The sequence below is a fragment of the Tenacibaculum todarodis genome, assembly GCF_001889045.1.
Taxonomy (GTDB): Bacteria; Bacteroidota; Bacteroidia; order Flavobacteriales; family Flavobacteriaceae; genus Polaribacter; species Polaribacter todarodis.
The window spans coordinates 1910905-1932286 of the sequence record NZ_CP018155.1 but is presented as its reverse complement, the minus strand read 5'-3'; the positions used below and the strand labels follow the sequence as shown (position 1 = coordinate 1932286).

18 protein-coding genes are annotated in these 21382 nt (G+C 29.6%); 8 read left to right on the top strand and 10 right to left on the bottom strand.

The genetic code is table 11. The features are described 5' to 3' along the window. Window positions 1-3: 3 nt before the first annotated feature. The 6 genes from LPB136_RS08755 (at window position 4) to LPB136_RS08730 (ending at window position 7794) form a co-directional block, all read left to right on the top strand. Entirely contained in the window at window positions 4-1218 is a 1215-nt protein-coding gene (locus tag LPB136_RS08755) for a restriction endonuclease subunit S (RefSeq protein ID WP_072555954.1), read from the top strand. Window position 1219: 1 nt separating this feature from the next. After that, a complete protein-coding gene (locus tag LPB136_RS08750; protein ID WP_072556956.1) occupies window positions 1220-4048 on the top strand; it encodes a type I restriction endonuclease subunit R in 2829 nt (942 codons plus the stop codon). 65 nt (window positions 4049-4113) lie between these two features. Continuing rightward, window positions 4114-5139, top strand: coding sequence for a hypothetical protein (locus tag LPB136_RS08745; RefSeq protein ID WP_072555953.1), 1026 nt, complete (start codon window positions 4114-4116; stop codon window positions 5137-5139). A gap of 1018 nt (window positions 5140-6157) precedes the next feature. Then, on the top strand, window positions 6158-6325 hold the full coding sequence (locus tag LPB136_RS14020; RefSeq protein ID WP_158009627.1) for a hypothetical protein: 168 nt from the start codon (window positions 6158-6160) through the stop codon (window positions 6323-6325). 249 nt (window positions 6326-6574) lie between these two features. Further along, window positions 6575-7015: a DUF6943 family protein gene (locus tag LPB136_RS08735; protein WP_072555951.1), complete on the top strand. Its 441-nt coding sequence runs from the start codon at window positions 6575-6577 to the stop codon at window positions 7013-7015. 137 nt (window positions 7016-7152) lie between these two features. After that, a complete protein-coding gene (locus LPB136_RS08730) occupies window positions 7153-7794 on the top strand; it encodes a DUF6266 family protein (RefSeq protein WP_072555950.1) in 642 nt (213 codons plus the stop codon). Between the two features lie 497 nt (window positions 7795-8291). Here the strand turns inward: LPB136_RS08730 and LPB136_RS08720 are convergent, their stop codons facing one another. Beyond that, window positions 8292-8744 carry a hypothetical protein gene (locus LPB136_RS08720; protein ID WP_158009626.1) on the bottom strand — a complete coding sequence of 151 codons (453 nt, stop codon included), beginning with the start codon at window positions 8742-8744 and terminating at the stop codon, window positions 8292-8294. 235 nt (window positions 8745-8979) lie between these two features. On the opposite strand from LPB136_RS08720, the gene LPB136_RS08715 reads away from it, so the two are divergent. After that, complete coding sequence (locus LPB136_RS08715) at window positions 8980-9972, top strand: IS110 family RNA-guided transposase (protein WP_072554704.1); 993 nt, start codon at window positions 8980-8982, stop codon at window positions 9970-9972. A gap of 167 nt (window positions 9973-10139) precedes the next feature. Here the strand turns inward: LPB136_RS08715 and LPB136_RS08710 are convergent, their stop codons facing one another. The 4 genes from LPB136_RS08710 to LPB136_RS08695 all read right to left on the bottom strand — a co-directional run bounded on the left by LPB136_RS08710 (window position 10140) and on the right by LPB136_RS08695 (window position 13107). After that, window positions 10140-10682, bottom strand: coding sequence for a hypothetical protein (locus LPB136_RS08710; RefSeq protein WP_072555947.1), 543 nt, complete (start codon window positions 10680-10682; stop codon window positions 10140-10142). A 331-nt stretch (window positions 10683-11013) separates the two neighbouring features. Further along, window positions 11014-11490 (bottom strand): tetratricopeptide repeat protein, encoded by a 477-nt coding sequence (locus LPB136_RS08705; protein ID WP_162272277.1) that lies wholly within the window; start codon window positions 11488-11490, stop codon window positions 11014-11016. A gap of 186 nt (window positions 11491-11676) precedes the next feature. After that, the gene (locus tag LPB136_RS08700; protein WP_072555945.1) at window positions 11677-12480 is read right to left on the bottom strand and encodes a phospholipase D-like domain-containing protein; all 804 of its coding nucleotides are present in this window, start codon (window positions 12478-12480) and stop codon (window positions 11677-11679) included. 150 nt (window positions 12481-12630) lie between these two features. Continuing rightward, the gene (locus tag LPB136_RS08695; RefSeq protein ID WP_072555944.1) at window positions 12631-13107 is read right to left on the bottom strand and encodes an SRPBCC family protein; all 477 of its coding nucleotides are present in this window, start codon (window positions 13105-13107) and stop codon (window positions 12631-12633) included. 220 nt (window positions 13108-13327) lie between these two features. Between LPB136_RS08695 and LPB136_RS08690 the strand changes: the two genes are divergently transcribed. Continuing rightward, window positions 13328-14320: an IS110 family RNA-guided transposase gene (locus LPB136_RS08690; protein ID WP_072554704.1), complete on the top strand. Its 993-nt coding sequence runs from the start codon at window positions 13328-13330 to the stop codon at window positions 14318-14320. Window positions 14321-14487: 167 nt separating this feature from the next. Here the strand turns inward: LPB136_RS08690 and LPB136_RS08685 are convergent, their stop codons facing one another. From LPB136_RS08685 to LPB136_RS08665, 5 genes are all read right to left on the bottom strand, one after another. Continuing rightward, window positions 14488-15378, bottom strand: coding sequence for a hypothetical protein (locus LPB136_RS08685; RefSeq protein ID WP_072555943.1), 891 nt, complete (start codon window positions 15376-15378; stop codon window positions 14488-14490). A 148-nt stretch (window positions 15379-15526) separates the two neighbouring features. Beyond that, a complete protein-coding gene (locus tag LPB136_RS08680) occupies window positions 15527-16621 on the bottom strand; it encodes an AcrVA2 family anti-CRISPR protein (RefSeq protein WP_072555942.1) in 1095 nt (364 codons plus the stop codon). 322 nt (window positions 16622-16943) lie between these two features. Beyond that, on the bottom strand, window positions 16944-18902 hold the full coding sequence (locus LPB136_RS08675) for an AAA family ATPase (RefSeq protein ID WP_072555941.1): 1959 nt from the start codon (window positions 18900-18902) through the stop codon (window positions 16944-16946). 167 nt (window positions 18903-19069) lie between these two features. Beyond that, window positions 19070-19657 carry a hypothetical protein gene (locus LPB136_RS08670; protein ID WP_072555940.1) on the bottom strand — a complete coding sequence of 196 codons (588 nt, stop codon included), beginning with the start codon at window positions 19655-19657 and terminating at the stop codon, window positions 19070-19072. A gap of 238 nt (window positions 19658-19895) precedes the next feature. Further along, a complete protein-coding gene (locus tag LPB136_RS08665; protein WP_072555939.1) occupies window positions 19896-21164 on the bottom strand; it encodes a hypothetical protein in 1269 nt (422 codons plus the stop codon). Window positions 21165-21382: the final 218 nt, after the last annotated feature.

Here is a 21382-nt window from a genome sequence, read left to right as displayed (position 1 = left end):
ATTATGGTAGGAAAATCAATACCATTAATTAGGTTTCCAGAGTTTAGTGGTGAATGGACAAAAAAGAAATTAAGTGATATAGGTTATTTTTATTACGGTAAAAGTGCACCAAAGTGGTCTCTTTCTAAAGATGCTAAAACACCTTGCGTTAGGTATGGTGAATTGTATAGTACTTTTGGCGAAGTAGTTGATAAGATACATTCTTATACAAACATAGACCCTAAAAATTTAAAATTTAGTAAAGGTGGTGAAATTCTTGTGCCTCGTGTTGGAGAAGACCCATTAGACTTTGCTAACTGTAGCTACTTGCCCTTTAAAGATGTAGCGATTGGAGAAATGATTTCAGTATTTAATACTGAAGAAAACGGTTTATACCTTACATACTACATTAATGGTTGCCTAAAAAAAGGGTTAGCAAAAATGGTTGAAGGAGGTAGTGTTTCCAATCTTTATTTTAGATATTTAGAACCTCTTAAAATTAACATCCCATCCCTTCCAGAACAACAAAAAATAGCATCATTCCTTACAGATGTAGATAATAAAATTACCATATTAACCAAAAAGAAAGAGCTTTTAGAGCAATACAAAAAAGGTGTAATGCAAAAAATCTTTAGTCAGGAATTAAGATTTAAAGATGAAAATGGTAATGAGTTTCCTGAATGGAAGGATAAAAGATTGGGATTGATTGGTTCGATAATAAGCGGTTTAACATATAGCCCTAATGATATTAATAAAAATGGTGTTTTGGTATTACGTTCTTCTAATGTAAAGAAGCGTTTAATAACTTTAAATGATAACGTTTTTGTAAATGTTGAAGAAGGTAAGTTTAATCCTGTAGAGTTAAATGATATTTTAATTTGTGTTAGAAATGGTAGTAAAAGATTAATAGGCAAGAATGCTATCATAAAAGAAGAGCATATTGGTTTAGCATTTGGTGCATTTATGACTGTGTACAGAAGTAAATATAACCAGTTTTTATTTCATTTTTTCGATAGTCAACATTATAAAAAAGAAGTTCATAAGAATTTGGGTGCAACTATTAATTCTATAAATGGTAGCGATTTGAAAAAGTTTAAAGTGCCTTTTCCTTGTATCGAAGAACAAAATAAAATTTCTACTTTTTTATCAGATATTGATTTAAAAATTGAATCATTGGCTATTAATATTAAAAAAGCAAAATCTTTCAAAAAAGGCTTATTACAAAAAATGTTTATATAATATGACAACACAACCAGAACAAGTATTAGAAAACAATTTAGTAAGCCAATTAATAGCATTAGGCCATAAATCGGTTGTTATAAAAACAGAAGATGATTTATTAAGCAATCTAAAATCCCAATTAGAAAAGCATAATAAAACCACATTTACAGTTTCAGAGTTTGAAAGAATAGTCATACATCTTTCAAAAGGTAATATTTTCGATAAAGCCAAAACCTTACGAGATAAATATGTACTTCTAAAAGATAACGGAGATAAAGCATATATTGAGTTTATCAATCAAGATTTTTGGTGTCAAAATCAATTCCAAGTAACCAATCAAATTACTATCAATGGCAAACGTGAAAACCGTTACGATGTTACCATTCTCATTAATGGCTTACCATTAGTACAAATAGAATTAAAGCGCAGAGGTATAGAACTTAAAGAAGCCTTTAATCAAATACAACGATATCAAAAAGAATCATTTGCTTTTAATAATGCACTATTTAATTATGTACAAATCTTTGTAATTAGTAATGGTGTAGATACCAAGTATTATGCAAATAGTCAAAAGCAGAGTTTTAAGTTTACATCGTTTTGGGGTGATGAAAAGAATAAAAAAATCACACAATTAGAGCCATTTACAAGCATCTTTTTAGAGCCTTGTCATATTGCTAAAATGATTACTAAATACATTGTATTACACGAAAGTGATAAAACATTAATGGTATTAAGACCTTATCAGTTTTTTGCAGTAGAATCAATTATTGATAGAGTTAAAAATTCTGATAAAAATGGATATATATGGCATACCACAGGTTCAGGTAAAACGCTAACATCATTCAAAGCAAGTCAAATATTAACACATAATCCTAAAATTAAAAAAGTAGTATTTGTAGTAGATAGGCAAGATTTAGACGACCAAACCGTAAGAGAATTTAGGGCATTCGATAAAGATAGTATTGATGGTACAGAGAATACCAAAATGCTTATCAGTCAATTTTTAGATAATAACAGACCTTTATTAGTTACAACAATTCAGAAGTTAAACGGTGCTATAAAAAATGTAAAGTTTAGAAGGCAAATAGAAGTCTTAAAAGATGAAAAAGTAGTATTCATATTTGATGAGTGTCATCGTTCTCAATTTGGAGATACTCATAAGCGAATTGTAAACTTCTTTACCAATCATCAATTATTTGGTTTTACAGGAACACCAATATTTGTAAAAAATGCGATTAGTAAAAAGAGTATCAAACAAACAACTGCAAACCTATTTCACGAGTGTTTACATCAATACGTAATTACAGATGCTATTAGAGATGAAAATGTATTAAAATTCTCAATAGAATATTACAATGTTTTTAAATCTAAAGACGGTGTAGATGATACTAAAGTAGAGGATATAAACAAGCAAGAAGTATATGAAAGTGATGATTATCTAAATACCATTACTAATTATATAATAGCAAATCACAACCGTAAAACACATCATAGAACGTTTACAGCAATGTTTTGTGTAAGTAGTGTAGATATTCTTATAAAATATTACGACTTATTAAAAGCTAAAAAAGAAGCTGGAGAACATCTACTTAATATTGCTACAATCTTTTCCTATAATGTAAATGAAGAAGATAAAGATGCAAATGGTCAAATACAAGAAGAAGATGTAAATGATGATAAACCTGTAAATAAACATTCAAGAGATAAATTAGATGAATTTATTGCAGATTATAATAAGCAGTTTGGATCTAAACATTCTACTAAAGATGGTAATGCGTTTCTAAACTATAAAAAGGATATTTCAAAACGAGTTAAGAATAAGCAGATTGATATATTATTAGTAGTTAATATGTTCCTTACAGGTTTTGATAGTAAGTCTTTAAATACGCTTTATGTTGATAAAAATTTAAACTTTCACGGTTTAATACAAGCCTATTCACGTACCAATAGAATTTTAAACGAAAAGAAATCACAAGGAAACATTTTAGCGTTCCGTAATCTAAAACAAAACACAGATGATGCTATTGCATTGTTTTCAGATAAAAATGCACAAGAAACTATTATAATAGCACCTTATGAAGAGCAAGTAAAGAAATTCAATGAAGCATATAAGGTATTAATGGGTATTGCACCAACGGTAGATAGTGTAAATGATTTGGTTACTGAAGAAGATGAATTAGAATTTGCAAAAGCATTTAGAGAAATAATGCGATTAAAAAATATATTATCATCATTTATAGAATTTACATTTGATGATACCTATATGAAAGATCAAGAGTTTGCAGATTACACAAGTAAATATTTAGACCTTTACGATAAGATAAAAACAAATAACCAAAAGGAAACAGTATCTATCTTAGATGAAATTGATTTTGAATTAGAGTTAATACATCGTGATGAAATTAATGTAGCTTACATAATGAAGCTATTAGCACAATTAAAAGATGCGAAACCAAAAGACCAAGCAAAACAGAAAAAACAAATTATAGATTTAATAGCTGGTGAATCTGAATTAAGAAGTAAACGTGTTTTAATAGAAAAGTTCATTCAAAATAATCTTCCTAAAATAAACGATAGTGAAGCTATTGAAGATGAATTTAAAAACTATTGGCAAGTAGAAACTAAAAAAGCTTTACAAGACTTAAGTAAGGCAGAAGCATTAAAACAGGATAAAGTAGAAGATATTATAAACGATTTTCTTTTTACAGGTAGAATGGCAACCGAAGATGAAGTAATAGAAGCATTAGAAAAACAACCAAGTGTCTTGCAAAGAGAATCAATAAGCACAAGAATCACAGAAAAAATAAAAGACTTTGTAAAGACTTTTATAAATGGTGTGGATAATTAAATAGTCAATTTTGTATTATAGAGATAAAAGTTCTTTATTTACAGAGTTTTATGAAATAAGTTTTTATGAGTTTAGAATCAAATATTGAAAATTTTTACAGTTCAGTTCCTGTAATACCTCAAGGGAAAAATTATTGGTTAATTAGAACGTTATCAGGTAATCTCTATGAAACCTTTGTAGAAAGGAATTTTGTTGCTATTGGTTATAATGAAATATCTCTAGAAGCTATTCACACTATAAATCGCTCAAGTATTAATGAAAGTGATAAATTAGAAGATATAAAAAGTCTGATTGTTGACGCATATGAAAACGAAAAAAGACCAGGCTTAATAGCTAGTCAAATATATAAATTTACTTATAAACTTAAAAAAGGCGATGTAGTTGTAATACCTTCTAAAGATTCAGGTTATGTATCCTTTGGTGTTATTACAGAAACACCTCTTTTATCTATAGATTTCACTAAGAATGATGATTGTGATTTTTATAGACGTAAATCGGTTAAATGGTTAAAACATATTAAAAGAAATGAATTAGAGCCTTTACTTTTTAAGATGTTTTTCTCACATAATACGATTAATGACATAACAGGTTATGGAAGCATAATAGAGTCAACTTTAAATAATTATTTTATTAAAGATGATGAAGAATATGTTGTATTTAATATTGAACGCAATGAAGATATTTCCGCAATTGATTTATTTCAATTAGGGTTTTATTTATTAAAACTTACAGAGGAATTTTACATAAAAAACGGTTTAGATTTTGATATTGATGATTTTGATGTTAAGGTTAATCTTAATTCAAAAGGGAAGTTAAAGTTTATAAAAAAGTATGGAAAAGGTGCATTTATATTAGCATTAATCACTATCTTTATTAACGGTGGTGGTGGTACAATATCTTATGGCGATTTTAATTTAGACATAAGTTCCGACGGTTTAATACAAAAAATTATAGATTATCAAAACAATGAGTTTGACCGTAAAATGGTGGAGGAAATAAAAGAATCTATGGATTCTTTACAAATTGAAAATCCTAATGACGCATTAGAATTATTTAGACAATTTTCTGTAAACAAAAAGACTGAAGAATAAATATATGTTTTTATTATTAAATATTATTTCAATAATAGCAACTTTAATTGTTATTGAAGGTGTAATTTACTTTGCTCTTAATTCAACAATTGGCAGAATAAGTTATGTTAAGAAATTAGAATATAAGGATATATTTTTTTTATGTATTGGTTTAATTTTAATTCTTTTCTTTTTTGAATTTCATTTACCTTATAATTGAATCTATTTTTAGTAAGCTTTTGTAATTCCCCACAACCCAAAACCCAGTTTTTTCGTACCTCAAAATCCTCTGTCTTTTGTGTTGTTCCGCGCGCCACCGCATAGTTGGTTTTATGTCACAATAGTTGTAGCCAACGCTATAATAGCACATTGCTTCTTTTATTTAAAAGTATCTATTTTAAAAAAATGGTACAATAAAAAAGCAAAGAGCTATTGCCAACGCTAAAAACAACTATTCCGCCACAAAACCAACCCAAAGCTATGTTACATAATAGAAGTTATAGGAGCAAAAATCCTTTCAAAGGTTGCCTACGGCGTTTTATTATATTTTCGTCGCTATAACTGCTATTATGTAAAATATCCGCTCATCCAACGCTCACATCCGAACATATAACAACATTTTGAACAAACATTAAACAGTCGAACAATTAAAGGATTAAGATAATTGGAAATAATATTCGTTATCTCATTCAACTGCACAAAACCATCATTAAGTCCAAGTATTCCTTAACTCAAGTCTTTGTTTGTTTCATTTCACTAACAAATATTAAAGACCACTTTTCCCCACCACCCAAGAAATAGGATATAAAAAAATAGGTTTAAGAAAGTTAGTACTACGCCATAGCATATTGCTTTTTCTCGTGCCTCAAAAAAACAAAAAGCTATCGTCTAAAAGTCCTGTATAAGTATTAATTTAAATGCTGTTTTATCAAACAACTATTTAAACCAATACCCATACAAACGCTTCATCCACCGCACAGTAAAAGATTAAAACCTATTTTTTTAAGTGTTAATTCCCCAGAAAAGTTAAATTTATAGTATGAAAAAAATGATTGAAGATTTATTTGATTTATTCTTTCCTAAAGATATAGATAAAAACGGTATTGAAATTGAAAATCCTGAAGGCGACGATTCATATACAACAAAAGTTTTCACAATAGTTATGCTGATAATTATAGTAATATTCGCATTTATAGGATTAAAATAAAAAAAGGTAGCAAATATATGTGGCTTCCTCTGCCAGCCGCACAAGCCTGTAAAGGTCAAGCCCTACGGGTTTTGAATAAAACTTTTTTCACAAACCTTTTTCTTTTTCATTAAACATTTTAACTCAAAAAACTTTTATCCAAAAACCTTGACAGCCTTACCCACGCCACAACAACTATGGCTATCTTTTTATTCTTTTCAAAAAAAATAATGTAGCGAAGCGTAGCGAGCAATTTTAAATTGGATAGCTATGTCAACTTTTGAACTGAAAACACACCGTACAGGAAAAACTTACTCAAACCCTCATTTTTTCATCTTAAACAAAGGACTAAACAGCGGAAAACCGCTCTCAAATCCTTGTCCTAATTGTTTTGTAGTTACTACTTCAACCGAAAAAGAGAAAAACACACTTTTTCATTTATCTATGATGCTACAAATAGGCGGTTTTTACGCTTATTATTTAAAAGGAAGTGTTATTCCGTTTATCTCTATAGATGATTGCAGAAAAACGCTTAAAAATAGTTTAAAATCTAATTCTAATACAGAGGATATAATGCAAAAACATATTAAAGCGGTTGAGGTTATCAGTAAAAAAGAAAAAGAGTTACAAAATGTCATTGATAAAATGGCAGTTTTAAAGGTCGCATATATACGTAATTGTTTCAACTTGATGCAAACGAAAGAAGCATAATGCAAAGGCATCTAAACGACTGAAAACAGTAACAAAATGGCATTATTTTGGTTATATTAGAGGAGTAAACAAAGTTTAAAAGCAATATCAAGTCCGTACCAAATCCGAACAAATATTAATTTTAAATTGTAATAAAGATGGGAAAAATTCCACAGGGTATTTTAGGAAGCTTATCGGGTAAGGTAGGAAGTATTATTGGAGGTAGTTGGAAAGGTATCGACTACATAAGAATTAAGCCAGCAAGTGTGGCGAATCCTCGTACAGAGGGACAAGTGAATCAGCGTAATAAATTTACTATTACTTTGGAGTATTTGCAAGCGACTAAAGATTTTATAAAAATCGGTTATAAGTCATTTGCAACCAAGAAAACGGAATTTAATGCTGCTATGTCTTATGTGTTGAATAATGCAGTAGGCGGTGTTGCACCTAACTTCACGATTGATTATTCTTTAGCGTTATTAAGTAGAGGTGGTTTGTCTGGTGTTTTAAATGGTACAACTGATTTAACCAATGCAGGACAAGTTTCTTTTGGATGGGGTGACAACTCAGCAGAAGGAAATGCAAATGCAACGGATAAAGCAATGGTGTTAGTTTACAACCCAAGTAAGAAAGAATCAATTTCTATTCTTGATGGTGCTGATAGAACAGTAGGTTCTCAAGTCGTTACTATACCAGGCACTTATGCAGGTGATGCAGTAGAGCTATTTATGGCGTTTGTTTCTGCTGATGGAACACAAGTATCAAACAGCGTGTATTTAGGCTCTGGTACGGCAGCTTAATAACTTTAAGCATAAATACATTCAAAAAGAAACCGTTACAATATATTTGTAACGGTTTTTTTATGCTTATAGATCACTATATTTTCCTCTCTATTTTACAGTTTAAAAAGTTGTACCTATGTTGTACCTTTTTTAATTAATTTTTGTTTAAGTCAATAAAATCAATACATACAGAGTGTTATCTACACAATACGGTGTTGTAAAACGTTTTTATTTTTTTATTACTAATTTATATAGTTTTATAACTCCTATTATAATAAAGTGTAAAAGCACAAATATTCCTCCATAAAACAAGACAACAAGTGAATTACCATATCTGAAATTTTCTGAATCTGAAAAAACATAAATCATTATTGCTAAATAGATTCCAAAAAAAAGAAAATTCCATTTGTAGAATGCTTTATTTTTTGATTTTAATAAACCAAATATCAAAAACATTAGCATTAATAAATATGCGATATAAAGAGTCGTAAATTCGCTATCTGTTGGAATCATTTTTATTCAAATTCTTGATAATTGTTGTTTATGTTTTCCTTCATTTTATTCCATTCCGAATTATTCTTAACTTCTATTAATTCCACGTTTATTTCTGATTCAAATTTCGATGGAATTTTCGGTTTTTGATGCGAGTAGATTTTCAGAGTATTATTTTCCACTTTGTATATTATTCCTCCAAAGCCTTGAAAAATATATTCAGATATTGAGTCAGGTTGAAATTCAAGGTCTGACTTTGTCGAAATAACAGAAATTTTATGGTCAGCAGTCAATCCCCAATTTTTGCTTTTCAGATAAAGAAAGGTTTTTTTATTCGGAAAGTAAATCTGTTCCTTTTCAAATACTGGTTTTCCGATTTCGTCCCAACTTGCTAATTCACGCTCAACTTTCATTCCGAGCCAAAAGGAAAGTATAATCAATACAAACGAAATTATTATTAAAGTTCCTTTTTTCAATTCAGTTTTCGGTTTTTTTTTAAATGTTTTACAACGTGTTTCTTTAGTTTGTATTAAATATCTTTATATAGGAAAGGAGGAGAACTATAACGTGTTTTAGAATTGCAGTTCCCTTACACGTACGAGTCCTCAGTTCCTATAAAGTTGCAAAGAACCATTTGGAATACCAGGATTATAAAAACCCGATAAAGGAAGTAGTTTTTGCAACATATTTAATCATTCTAATTGTAAAAATATGAAAAATTACAGAGAAGTAGTAGGAATAGATGTATCAAAAAAGACGATTGATGCCTATTGTTATCATGCTCAAGTTCACCAAGAGTTTAAGAACGATATAGCTGGTTACAAAAGTCTCTTAAAATGGGTTTTAAAACAGACAAAAGAAAGTGCTGTTTTTTATTGTTTTGAGAACACAGGTTATTATTCATTAAAGTTGGCACTTTATTTCCATAGTAAGAAAGTTGTTTATGTTGAGGAGAGTCCGTTAAAAATTAAGCGTTCTTCTGGGATTGTAAAAGAGAAAACAGATAAGCTAGATGCTCAAGTAATAGCAAAGTATGGTTGGTTTTACAGAGAAGAGTTAATGCCGAGTACAGTAAAAAGCAGTTCTCATTTAGAACTTGGTAGACTGTTAGCTTTAAGAGATCAATTAGTTCGAAATAATGCAGGTTTAAAAGGCACTTTAAAAGAGATGAAAGTACTTTTAACAAGTTCTACAACAGATTTAGGTTGTATCAGTTTAAAGCGTAGTATTGACTATTTGTCTAAACAAGTAAAATCTATAGAAATTAGAATTGAAGAAATCATTTTTGATGATGTTTCTATGAGTAAAAATTACGAATTACTAAAAAGTATGAAAGGAATTGGTTTGGTCGTTGCTTGCCAATTAATTTATCATACAGGTAACTTTACCCGTTTTAAAAGTTGGCGTGCTTTTTCCAGTTATTGTGGAACTGCACCTTTTGAGCATCGTTCTGGCACCAGCATTCACAGGCGAAAACAATGTCATTATTTAGGAGACAGAAAGATGAAAAGTTTATTGAGTATGGCAAGTGTTTCTGCAATACAACATGATAGTGAGTTAAAGTTGTATTATCAAAAAAAGTTGGCAGAAGGAAAAGATAAAATGTTGGCGATAAATAATGTGAGAAACAAACTAATAGCAAGAGCATTTGCAGTTGTTAAAAGAGGAACACCATATGTTGTTCTTCAAAATTATGCTGCTTAAAATAAAAACTAAATTTTATTAGGATTTGATCTTGGAATACGTGTATGCTTTGTTGCGTTGGTTTAGCGTAAAGTTAGCAAATAATTACTGAATAGAAAATCCGAGAGGATTTTCGTAAGTTGGCTAAAAGAAAGCAATAAAATATACACGGTGTTGGCAAATCGTTTTTATTCAGTTTTTATTTTTTCCCATTTTCCTTTTCTAAAATACATATTATGAAACTTTTTAGATTTAAAAACTAAATAAAAATTCCACCAACTTTTTCGATAAGTTGTCGGGTTTGTTTCAGTAATATGGTGATTAGGCTCATTCATTTTTAGAACGAGTCTTTCAGAACTATATGGTTTTACTGTTGATATTGTTCCTTTGTTTATCGAAATTATTTTTCCATTTTCCATTGTGTAAAGAAAAATCGAATCGTTTTCAGTTATTTCCATTCTAAAATGGTTGTATTGCCAATCAGCTTGTTTTCCTTTGAAAAAATTTCGGTCAATTATATATTCTCCATAATAATCTTCTTTTTCAAGAACACTTGTGTCAGGAAATATGCTCATAATTACAGAAAGTCCAATCAGGCACAATATTGGAATCCAAATACAACCAATAGCTTTAAAAAACCCTCCTTTTTTTGTAATTGCTCCTAATAAAAAAAGTATTAAAGTCAGAGGAAGTATTATGAAAATCATTCCAAGATTAAATCCAAATCCCATTTAGTTTATTTTCGGTTTTTAATGTTTGCCAACGCCGCGAGGCTAAATTTAGTTTTTGAAATTGGAAGATACGCAGTATTTTTCAATTTCAAAAATTGAATTTAGCCGATGATGTGTGCAGTCCCGAAGGGCTGCGCATGTCATCGGCGAAGCCGCGCGGCGATGGGATGCAAAAGACCGAAGGTATTGCATCCCATCGTGTTTGTGTATGATTTCGTTGCGTGTTTAAGCACTAAAGTTAGCAAATAAATCACAGGTAGAAAGTCCGCGAGGACTTTCGTAAGTAGGCTATAACTAGCAATGAATTATACACGTTGTTGTAAACAGTTTTTTATTCACAATTCATTTTTATTCTTGGTCGGACATTTTCGTTTCCTAATTCCAAAGATTTTTTCCAATTCTCACAAGCCTTTTCATTATCTAATTTCAGTTTGTATGCATTTCCTAAATTTCCATATACAATTGAATAATTAGGATTAATTCGGATTGACTCTTTGTAATCAGAAATTGCTTTTTCATTATTTCCCATTTTCATATAAATAAGTCCACGATTCATATGAGCTTCGTTGTCATTTGGATTTAGTTCTAAAGATTTTGAGTAATCAGAAATTGTTTGCTTTTCCTTTCCACCTAATAAGTGTTGTGCGTAAGCTCGATTATAATATGCGTCTGCATCTTTAGGATTAACTTCTATCGCTTTTGTGAAATATTCTATTGCTTTTTCTTGATTTCCTTGTCTTGCTTGGTAAATTCCGAGATTGTAATAATCAGCTCCGTTACAGCCAAAAACCACTAATGCAAAAGTCAAAAATCCGTATTTTATTATTTTCCTCAATGTTCGTCTTAAATTGTTTACAACGTTGTTGTATATGGTTTGTTGAGTGTTTCAAGCAACTAATTTAGTAAATAATTACCGACAAAGAAAGTCCGCGAGGACTTTCGCAAGTAGGTAAGAAGCCAGCAATAAATTATATACGGTGTTAGCAACTGCTTTTTATTTCCCTTCTAATTTTTTTAATCTTTTTTCAGCTTTTTCTAAAATTTCTTTACTAAATAGTATTCTATATTTTTCCTGAAGAATTATACTTTCAAAACTTATGTCTAATCTTTTTATTTCCCAAAGTTTTATAAATCCTGATTGTAATTTTTCGGTTCCTAAATTAATTAATCTTGAAGCTCCTCCAATTGCTCCATAATTATGAATATATGAAATAATGTTATTTGAATTAATTTTCGCACCTAAATCATTAGCTTCTTTTATAGTTTCCATAAATCGTTCTTCTAATTCATTCTCAAGTTTTAGAAATTCGGTTTCTTTCGTGTCTGCTAATAATTCGGATTTACTTGATAGTATTAATTGGTCATAATTTGTAACAATTTCTTTTAAGTTTTTAAATCTAATATTGAATTGTTTCAACAATATATTTTCCTCACTTTGTATAATGAATTCGTGATTATAATATTCAGCTGAATTTGTCCAATTATAAGAACCAGCAATTAGCTTATTTTCATCAAAAACTGCAAATTTATCGTGCAGAAATTTCCCGCTCCTTGTTTGCATTATAAAAACTTTACCTCCAAGTTTAATAAATTTATCAAATGATAATCTCTTATTTTCAATATTGTCACTTATTATTATTTCAACTTGACACCCATTTTCAACTTTATCAATTAATTGACCTAATAAATCTTTACTTGTAAACCACGCAACAGAAATTTTAATTGAGCTTTTTGATTTTTCAATTTGTTCTTGAATTTTCTTTTTTATTCCTGTAAATGTTGCTGTCGTTGTCGTCATTTAGTTGTTGCTAACGGTTTTGTGTATGGAAAGTTGCGTTTTTGTTACGTCTGATTTTCCGAAGGAAAATCAGACGTAACAAAAATGCAACTGACTTTGGTTAAGCACTAAACTACGCAATTTTTTATACACGTTGTTACCATACGTACTTTATTCATTTATTATTTCTTTCCATTTTTCAGATTCCGCAAACTCTTTTACAACTCTATTTCGTTCGGTCAGTAATTCAGTCATATATTTTTTAAGGAATAGTTTGTCTGCAATCTTTCCTAATATTCCAAAAGGTGAATTATACTCAAAAATATCAGTCATCAAAGTTCCGTTATTCAATTCCGCAAAGTGATGTTCGTGTTTAAATTCTTTAAATGCTCCTTTAACCATTTCGTCCACAAAGAAATTTGGTCGGTCAAATTCCGTTATTTTGGAAGTCAGTTTTTGGTAGATTCCAAAATGTTTAGCTCTCCACGTTACGCTTTCATCCATTCCAATTAATCCGCTTGTTTTTCCAGCGATTGCTTCTTCATTAGTTTGTTCAGTGGAAATTTTGTGTAAATCGATACTTCTCGAAAGGTCAAATACAACTTTTCTATCAGCTTTTATTTCAGTTTGAAGTTCAATTTTGGGCATTTTGGCGTATGTATGGTAACGTGTTTCTTTAGTTTGTATTAAATATCTTTATATAGGAAAGGAGGAGAACTATAACGTGTTTTAGAATTGCAGTTCCCTTACACGTACGAGTCCTCAGTTCCTATAAAGTTGCAAAGAACCATTTGGAATACCAGGATTATAAAAACCCGATAAAGGAAGTAGTTTTTGCAACATATTTAATCATTCTAATTGTAAAAATATGAAAAATTACAGAGAAGTAGTAGGAATAGATGTATCAAAAAAGACGATTGATGCCTATTGTTATCATGCTCAAGTTCACCAAGAGTTTAAGAACGATATAGCTGGTTACAAAAGTCTCTTAAAATGGGTTTTAAAACAGACAAAAGAAAGTGCTGTTTTTTATTGTTTTGAGAACACAGGTTATTATTCATTAAAGTTGGCACTTTATTTCCATAGTAAGAAAGTTGTTTATGTTGAGGAGAGTCCGTTAAAAATTAAGCGTTCTTCTGGGATTGTAAAAGAGAAAACAGATAAGCTAGATGCTCAAGTAATAGCAAAGTATGGTTGGTTTTACAGAGAAGAGTTAATGCCGAGTACAGTAAAAAGCAGTTCTCATTTAGAACTTGGTAGACTGTTAGCTTTAAGAGATCAATTAGTTCGAAATAATGCAGGTTTAAAAGGCACTTTAAAAGAGATGAAAGTACTTTTAACAAGTTCTACAACAGATTTAGGTTGTATCAGTTTAAAGCGTAGTATTGACTATTTGTCTAAACAAGTAAAATCTATAGAAATTAGAATTGAAGAAATCATTTTTGATGATGTTTCTATGAGTAAAAATTACGAATTACTAAAAAGTATGAAAGGAATTGGTTTGGTCGTTGCTTGCCAATTAATTTATCATACAGGTAACTTTACCCGTTTTAAAAGTTGGCGTGCTTTTTCCAGTTATTGTGGAACTGCACCTTTTGAGCATCGTTCTGGCACCAGCATTCACAGGCGAAAACAATGTCATTATTTAGGAGACAGAAAGATGAAAAGTTTATTGAGTATGGCAAGTGTTTCTGCAATACAACATGATAGTGAGTTAAAGTTGTATTATCAAAAAAAGTTGGCAGAAGGAAAAGATAAAATGTTGGCGATAAATAATGTGAGAAACAAACTAATAGCAAGAGCATTTGCAGTTGTTAAAAGAGGAACACCATATGTTGTTCTTCAAAATTATGCTGCTTAAAATAAAAACTAAATTTTATTAGGATTTGATCTTGGAATACGTGTATGATTAGTTGCGTGGTTTATGCACTAAAGGTAGCAAATAAATCACTGATAGAAAGTCCGCGAGGACTTTCGTAAATAAGCTAAAACCAAGCAATTAATTATACACGGTGTTGCCCACAGTTTTTATTCCGTCATCCATTTTATCAAATCTTTTTCGTTAACAATCGCCCAAGAATGTGGATGTCTTTCTCCATTTGCTCGATAGCCTTTGTTCTCTGTTTTTATTAATTCGATATTTTTGTTTCCAAATTCAGATTTTAATTTGTCTGATACTTTTTCAATGTAAAAAGCATTTAAATCTTCAAAATCGTTTTTTCGGTTTTCTTTCCACCATTTCAAGTCAGGTTCTGTATATAATCTGATTTTTAAATTTTGTAATCCTTTTAAATTACTGATATTTTGTGTTTCATAAGTAAAAGGTGAGTTATTTTCATAATTGACTATTCCATTTTTTGGATTTCCAAACTCATTGTCAAAAAACTCTTTAATCCACTTTGCTTCTTGAATAGATGGCTCGGAAAAGTTCAATTCTAAATTCTTTTTAGCAGTTTTATAGAGTGCTAAAAGGTCAATTGGCGAGTCTACTATAAAAACGCCTTTAGGTTCAATTAGACTTTTGCTCTCCACAAGGTAATCGCTAATTAACAGACTTACATTTCCGCCACTTGAAAAACCACCTATAAATATATTTTCCTTTGATAGTTGGTTTTTAGTAATTATACTTTCCAATTGTTCTGCTATTTTTTGTTTTTCAATTTGTCTTAAAAATAGTCGTTGATTCAAGTTCATTGCTAAAACCGAAAAGTCATTTTCCAAACTGATTTCCGTAATTTTAAATTCAGATAATGTGTTTTCTGCATCACAAGGGAAACAAGGAAATAAAATCAATAATCCTTTTTGGTTTTCGGCTTTGATTAATTCAAATTCGTCCGTCTTTATAATTTCAGATTTTGGTTTTCCCTTACAAGAAGTTCCAATTAAAAGCAGAATTATTATATAATTGATGATTTTCATAAATTGTGGGCAACGTTGTTGTATAAGCTTTGTTGCGTTGTTTAAGCAGTGAATTTACTAAATAAAACACGAACGGCGAAATTCCGGAGGAATTTCTCAAGTGAGCTAAAACCAGCAATAAAGTTTATACGGTGTTAGCACCAGTTTTTTATTTTATTTCGTAAATATGTCCTTTTTTCGGTTCTCCTTTTTCTTTATTTACAATTGTAGGAATTATCCAAATAAGTTTTGATTCTAATAAATTTTCTCCAATTTTTTGATTTCTCCAATGTCCTTTTCTCCAATGAGTTGATATTTCTCTATCTGGAGTATTTGAGATATAATTCGACTTAATTTTCCGACCAACGTATTTGATTTTTGTAAACCCTCCTTTTATAATTTCAGTTTCTACAATTTCTTTTTTCCTTTTAGTATTAGCCTTATTTAGTTTTGTTTTCAAATAAGAGGGTAAATCGGATGGATATTCTTTTTCAATATCGACATCTTTAGTTGTTAGATATAAAAGACAATTTATAATGAAATTTATTGTTCTATCTACGAATTGTTTATGAATTAGATATAATTCTATTTTTGTATTATCATCTCTTTCGTCAAAAGTTGCTTCTCCAACAAATCCTTTTTTATCAAAATTAATAGCGTCTTGAATAGTTCTTAAATCACCATTTTTTTCAAGAAAGAGTGTCATTGAATGAAAACCTCTATCTCCATCCCAACAAAGATTTTTATTTATTTTCCAATATTTTTCAATGTAGTCTTTACCAGCAAAATCTACACCTATTGCTCTTTCAAAAGAGTCTCCATTGTCAGCATCATAATTTTCATCTGTTATAAACGCACCTTCAATAAACTCAGAGCCATTTTCTTCAAAAGGAATTTTTGCTGAAGTTAAGTCAATGTAAAAGTTTTTGTATGGTAGTTTTATAATTGAAATATCAAGGTCAAGGACATTTGTTTCTTTCAAAAGTTCTGTTAGGTTTTTTGAAAAATTAAAAATATTCTTTCCTGTATTTTTCCATTCTTTCCAAACTCCAAATTCTTGTAAAATAAAAGCTCTTTTTACAGCTTCTTTTATTGGTATATTCCCTATGTCAAGTTTTGTTCCCCAATTTCCCTCGTCTTTGTAATATGGAATTTCTTTCCCTCTGCAATATTCTTGAAACCTTTTTTCGTTTTTTAAATGTTTGTCAAATTTGAAATCTTTTGCAAGTTTGTTCGGATAATATTCTAAATATTCATTCGTCATATTTTCTTGTTAATTTTCAAATTGGTGCTAACGCCGCGAGGCTAAATTTAGTTTTTGAAATTGGAAGATACGCAGTATTTTTCAATTTCAAAAATTGAATTTAGCCGATGATGTGTGCAGTCCCGAAGGGCTGCGCATGTCATCGGCGAAGCCGCGCGGCGATGGGATGCAAAAGACCGAAGGTATTGCATCCCATCGGTTTTGTATAAGATTAGTTGCGTTGTCTAAGCAACTAATTTTGCAAATACAAACCGAATAGAAAATCCGCGAGGATTTTCGTAAGTAGGCTTGTACTAGCAATTAATTTTATACGTTGTTGTGCCTAGTTAATTACTTTTTTTATTTTCATAATCCATTCCATTTCATTTTCATCTTTGAAAAATGGTTTTTGTAAGATTTCAATATATTTTTCTGCAAATCTTATTTTGTTATAACCTTGATTATCATCGAAAAAAGCTTTGATATCATCTTTTTCACTATCTCTTAAATCGAAAGTAGAATAGGAGTTAGTCGCATTTTCTCTAACTTCACAGTTACTTATAATACTTTTAATGCTTTCGTATTCCTCTGTAAATTCAATTAATGTTTGCTTATAAACGTATGGATTCAAACAGTCTTCAATTTCAGTTGGTGGATTCATTGAGTTTCTGTTTACGTCTATAAGTTCAGTTTTTAAATTATTTTTTTTATTATTCCAAAGTCTATAAAAAAATAAATTTTTATTATTGTTTTCATAATCAACTTCTACTCTTTCTGAATCTGTGTCAATAAGGCAAATGACTTTACCATTTATAGTATAATCTGGATCTTTGATTGGAGATAATAAGTTATTATATAACTTTCTGACTTCTTTGAAAGAACCCAAAGGAAGTATTCTTAATTTGTTATTTTCAATTTCGTTTTTGAACATAATTTCAAAATATATTTTTTCTGAAAGACCTTCACATACAATCCAATTGTATGGTTCATTTTTTAAAATTGAAAATAGAATTGATTGAACTAAATCATTATAGCTTTTAATATTATAGTCAATTGGTAATTTACCTTTAGTTTTTTTTCTAGCTTGTGTTATTGTTTCTCTGTAATTATATAGATTAAAAAAATCAGCAGAGTTCTCATTTGAAGCTTTTTTTCTAATTGAAGTTGCACTTCCATTCAAAACAATTGGTAAAAATCCATACCAATGGGTAGATATGATTATTTGATGTTTATTTTTAGTTAAACTAAAAAGTTTTTCAAATTGGTCATAACAAGCAGAAATATGTAAAGATGCTTCTGGTTCGTCAACAGCTAGAATTACATTTGAATTTGTGTTCTTATTTTTTAAGAGAAATGAATATGCTACATCAATTAGTGCTTTTCTTTTCTCACCAGAACTTAATTCGCTGACAGGTATTAGTTTAGAGCCGTTTTTTGGCTTTTTGTTTAAAACCTTAATAGAAAAGTATGCTTCAATTATTTTAGAAACTAAATCAGGCATTGTTAAGCTATTCTTGTGATAGCCTTTATACTCGTATTCTTCTAATATACTTTCAACATCTTTAACAAAATAATTTAAATCTTTATTGATTTGTTTTAAGGTTCCTGGTTTAATTGCTTTAACGATTTCATCCTGAATGTTTTTGTCCATTAGTTTCTGCATTTCTACAGTTTCTAATTTGGTATAAGTAAAAACATCTGTTTCTACTGGAATATATAAGTAAGAATAGTGTGAGATAATATAATCATAAAAACCTTTAAAATATTCTTGTATTTCTTTTTCAGAGGGTTTTATTGTTGGTTTTTCTCCGATAAAATCTAGATAGTTTTGATAACCTCCAAAATATATAGAGTTATCATTATGTTTTTTACCAACGATTAGAATGAAATAATCATCTTTATCATAAGACTTTTTCAATTCATTAACGTGCTCATTAAATGCAGATGAACTTTTTGTTGGAGCCTTAAGATTATTGTTCCAAATAAAATTGGATAATTTTTCAGCTTTTCGGAATAATTCTTGGTCCGCTAGTTTTGTGTTTCTTAATTTTTCTTTTTTGATTAAAAATACTGGAGCTATATATGGAAAATTATCTCCACCAACACCTTCATTTTTGGCTTCGTTATTTATTGGCCAATTATTGTTTTTTTGATTCAAAACACAATCAATAGCTTCTAAAACAGAACTTTTTCCAACTCCATTTTCGCCAATTAAACTAGAAAACCCAACTCCTTCTGAAATAGGGATGAAAGTAATTCCTTTATAAATTTTAAAATGGCGTAAAAATATAGATGTTATCATTCAGTTTTTTTTCTAATTAGGCACAACGGTTATGTATATGGTTTGTTGCGTGGTTTAAGCAACCAAGTTACTAAATAAATCACGAACGGCTAAATTCCGAAGGAATTTCGCAAGTGAGCTAAAACTAGCAATAAATTATATACTTTGTTAGCTGTAGTATTTTCGTTTCATTCATCTACTTTCTTATGTATTAAATTATTAATTTCTTTATTATCACTGAAAGGAATTAAGAAATAGTATGTTCCGAATTCAATCTTTTTAAAGTCAGTTATTAAATTATTGTCTTTTAAATATCCAATTCTGAACTTTGATGAATAAATTGTGTTAAACAGAATTACTGGAACTGCACCCATTTTTCTATTCTGTTCAAAATATCCATTTCTCACTTTACCTTTAATTACATTTGATTTTAGGATTCTTTCATCAACTTTAATTTCAACCCTCAGACTGTTTTTATCGAGGACTTTCAATGTAATGAAATAAGGAACTTTTTTTTCAGAAATTAATTCATAAATAGATTGAAATTCTTTCATATTTATACGTGAACCCCAAAAATATTCAGAAAGTGCAGGTCCTTTGTACATATTATTCTTGTATGTACCGTTTAATAAGTTTAAATTTTCGTCAGTCAAATAGGTTTGATTTTCAGATAATTTACTTTTCTTAAATGAAGCACAAGAAGTTAGTGATGCGATTGCAATTACAAACAGAATAACTTTAATTTTCTTTAAATAAATATGAATTATAAGTTTCATTGTTCTTGCTTGCTTGGGTTCAGTTTTATTACAGCTAACGTCTCGTATATGAAAAGTAGCGCTGAAAATAAGCGATAATTTTCGGATTAAACACAAGCCAAATTTTTAAATTTCACTATTTATCTTTTTATTGGAAATCGTCAAATTTAAAAATTTGGCGACTTCCTAAAAATGCCCAAACCTTAGTATTAGCAACGACTTGCGCTATTTTTTATATACATTGTTATGCCTCGTTATTCTACAGTTCTTTTGAGGTTTCTAATATTAGAGTTTCAGCTATTAAACGCATTAAATACAATTCGTTTATCAAATCTTTGTCATTTTTAAACGGAACATATTTACTTTTTTCGTTTTCTTTACTATGAACAATAGCATTTCTTGTTTTATAAATCCTTTTAGCAAGATTTCTATAAATTTCTTCTTTGTTTGTGTTTTTAAAATCTACTTTTTGACCTTGACAAAAACTAACTTCATTCCCTTTATAATAATCAAGTAATGTTTCAGATAACTCATCTAAAGATTCTGTGAACATTTCTATATCTGATATGTATTTCTTTAAGGTTAATTCTAAAGCTTCAAGTTCGTTTATGCTAAATTCTTCATTTCGGTAACGTAATTTTTTTTGAATAGTACTTACCAAACCTTTTACATCTCTTTGTCTCTTGTATGAGAAATTTGGTTTTGTTAGTTCTTGCCTAATTGTGTCTATAACATCATCGTTATATATTTTTTCAAAGAAGTATTCCATAACGTGATAGTATGATAAATATTGATGGTCAATACTATCAGATGAAATAGCTTTTTGATAATGTAGTACTAAATCATTTATATAAATTCGTTTAGGTGGTTCGACTTCCATAGGTCTTGCTCTCCTAATTCTTCCAATTTTATATGGTTGAGTAAATTCTTCAATAAAGCGAAGAGGTTGAATGTTCATATCTAAATTAAAACCTAGATTAAATATGAAAGCATAAAGAAAACGTTCGTATTCATCTAATTTTCTAATAGTTTTAGATTTTATACTAATAGTTTCAAGACGCATTAATCCTCGTTTTATTACCTCAAGTAAAGAATGCTCAAATAATTCGGGTTGTTCCTCTTGTTCTCCAAATATTCTTTTTAATCTGTGACCCATTATACTTCTACGAAATATATTAGGTGTGTTCTCTTTATTTAGATTAAACAATAAGAAAACGAGATATTCATCGGAAGGACTATTTAGGCTATATTCCAACTTATTTACACTGTCAACTTGTTCTAATTCTCTTCTCATTGCAATTCGAGACTCATTTCGGACGAGTACTTCATAATTTTGAGAATCAAATAATTCTATGTTTTCGTTGGATTTTAAACCTCCTATTTTCTCTATTATATCAGAAAGATTTTGTTTGTCAAGAATTGCAGTATATTCAGATACAATTCGGAATGTAACTTTTGTTTCCGTTTCTTCAATCAGTTCAAAGTTGAAAAGATTAACGATTGATTCAATTATATCTTTTATTTCCATAGGTGGCTATTAATGAGGCATAACGCCGCGAGGCTAAATTTAGTTTTTGAAATTGGAAGATACGCAGTATTTTTCAATTTCAAAAATTGAATTTAGCCGATGATGTGTGCAGTCCCGAAGGGCTGCGCATGTCATCGGCGAAGCCGCGCGGCGATGGGATGCAAAAGACCGAAGGTATTGCATCCCATCGTGTTTGTGTATGCTTTGTTGCGATGGTT

What these genes read in the sequence shown, in the direction of transcription:
- LPB136_RS08755 (WP_072555954.1), top strand. Translation starts at nt 4, where the DNA reads ATGGTAGGAAAATCAATACCATTAATTAGGTTTCCAGAGTTTAGTGGT.
- LPB136_RS08750 (WP_072556956.1), top strand. Translation starts at nt 1,220, where the DNA reads ATGACAACACAACCAGAACAAGTATTAGAAAACAATTTAGTAAGCCAA.
- LPB136_RS08745 (WP_072555953.1), top strand. Translation starts at nt 4,114, where the DNA reads ATGAGTTTAGAATCAAATATTGAAAATTTTTACAGTTCAGTTCCTGTA.
- LPB136_RS14020 (WP_158009627.1), top strand. Translation starts at nt 6,158, where the DNA reads ATGAAAAAAATGATTGAAGATTTATTTGATTTATTCTTTCCTAAAGAT.
- LPB136_RS08735 (WP_072555951.1), top strand. Translation starts at nt 6,575, where the DNA reads ATGTCAACTTTTGAACTGAAAACACACCGTACAGGAAAAACTTACTCA.
- LPB136_RS08730 (WP_072555950.1), top strand. Translation starts at nt 7,153, where the DNA reads ATGGGAAAAATTCCACAGGGTATTTTAGGAAGCTTATCGGGTAAGGTA.
- LPB136_RS08715 (WP_072554704.1), top strand. Translation starts at nt 8,980, where the DNA reads ATGAAAAATTACAGAGAAGTAGTAGGAATAGATGTATCAAAAAAGACG.
- LPB136_RS08710 (WP_072555947.1), bottom strand. Translation starts at nt 10,682, where the DNA reads ATGGGATTTGGATTTAATCTTGGAATGATTTTCATAATACTTCCTCTG.
- LPB136_RS08700 (WP_072555945.1), bottom strand. Translation starts at nt 12,480, where the DNA reads ATGACGACAACGACAGCAACATTTACAGGAATAAAAAAGAAAATTCAA.
- LPB136_RS08695 (WP_072555944.1), bottom strand. Translation starts at nt 13,107, where the DNA reads ATGCCCAAAATTGAACTTCAAACTGAAATAAAAGCTGATAGAAAAGTT.
- LPB136_RS08690 (WP_072554704.1), top strand. Translation starts at nt 13,328, where the DNA reads ATGAAAAATTACAGAGAAGTAGTAGGAATAGATGTATCAAAAAAGACG.
- LPB136_RS08685 (WP_072555943.1), bottom strand. Translation starts at nt 15,378, where the DNA reads ATGAAAATCATCAATTATATAATAATTCTGCTTTTAATTGGAACTTCT.
- LPB136_RS08680 (WP_072555942.1), bottom strand. Translation starts at nt 16,621, where the DNA reads ATGACGAATGAATATTTAGAATATTATCCGAACAAACTTGCAAAAGAT.
- LPB136_RS08675 (WP_072555941.1), bottom strand. Translation starts at nt 18,902, where the DNA reads ATGATAACATCTATATTTTTACGCCATTTTAAAATTTATAAAGGAATT.
- LPB136_RS08670 (WP_072555940.1), bottom strand. Translation starts at nt 19,657, where the DNA reads ATGAAACTTATAATTCATATTTATTTAAAGAAAATTAAAGTTATTCTG.
- LPB136_RS08665 (WP_072555939.1), bottom strand. Translation starts at nt 21,164, where the DNA reads ATGGAAATAAAAGATATAATTGAATCAATCGTTAATCTTTTCAACTTT.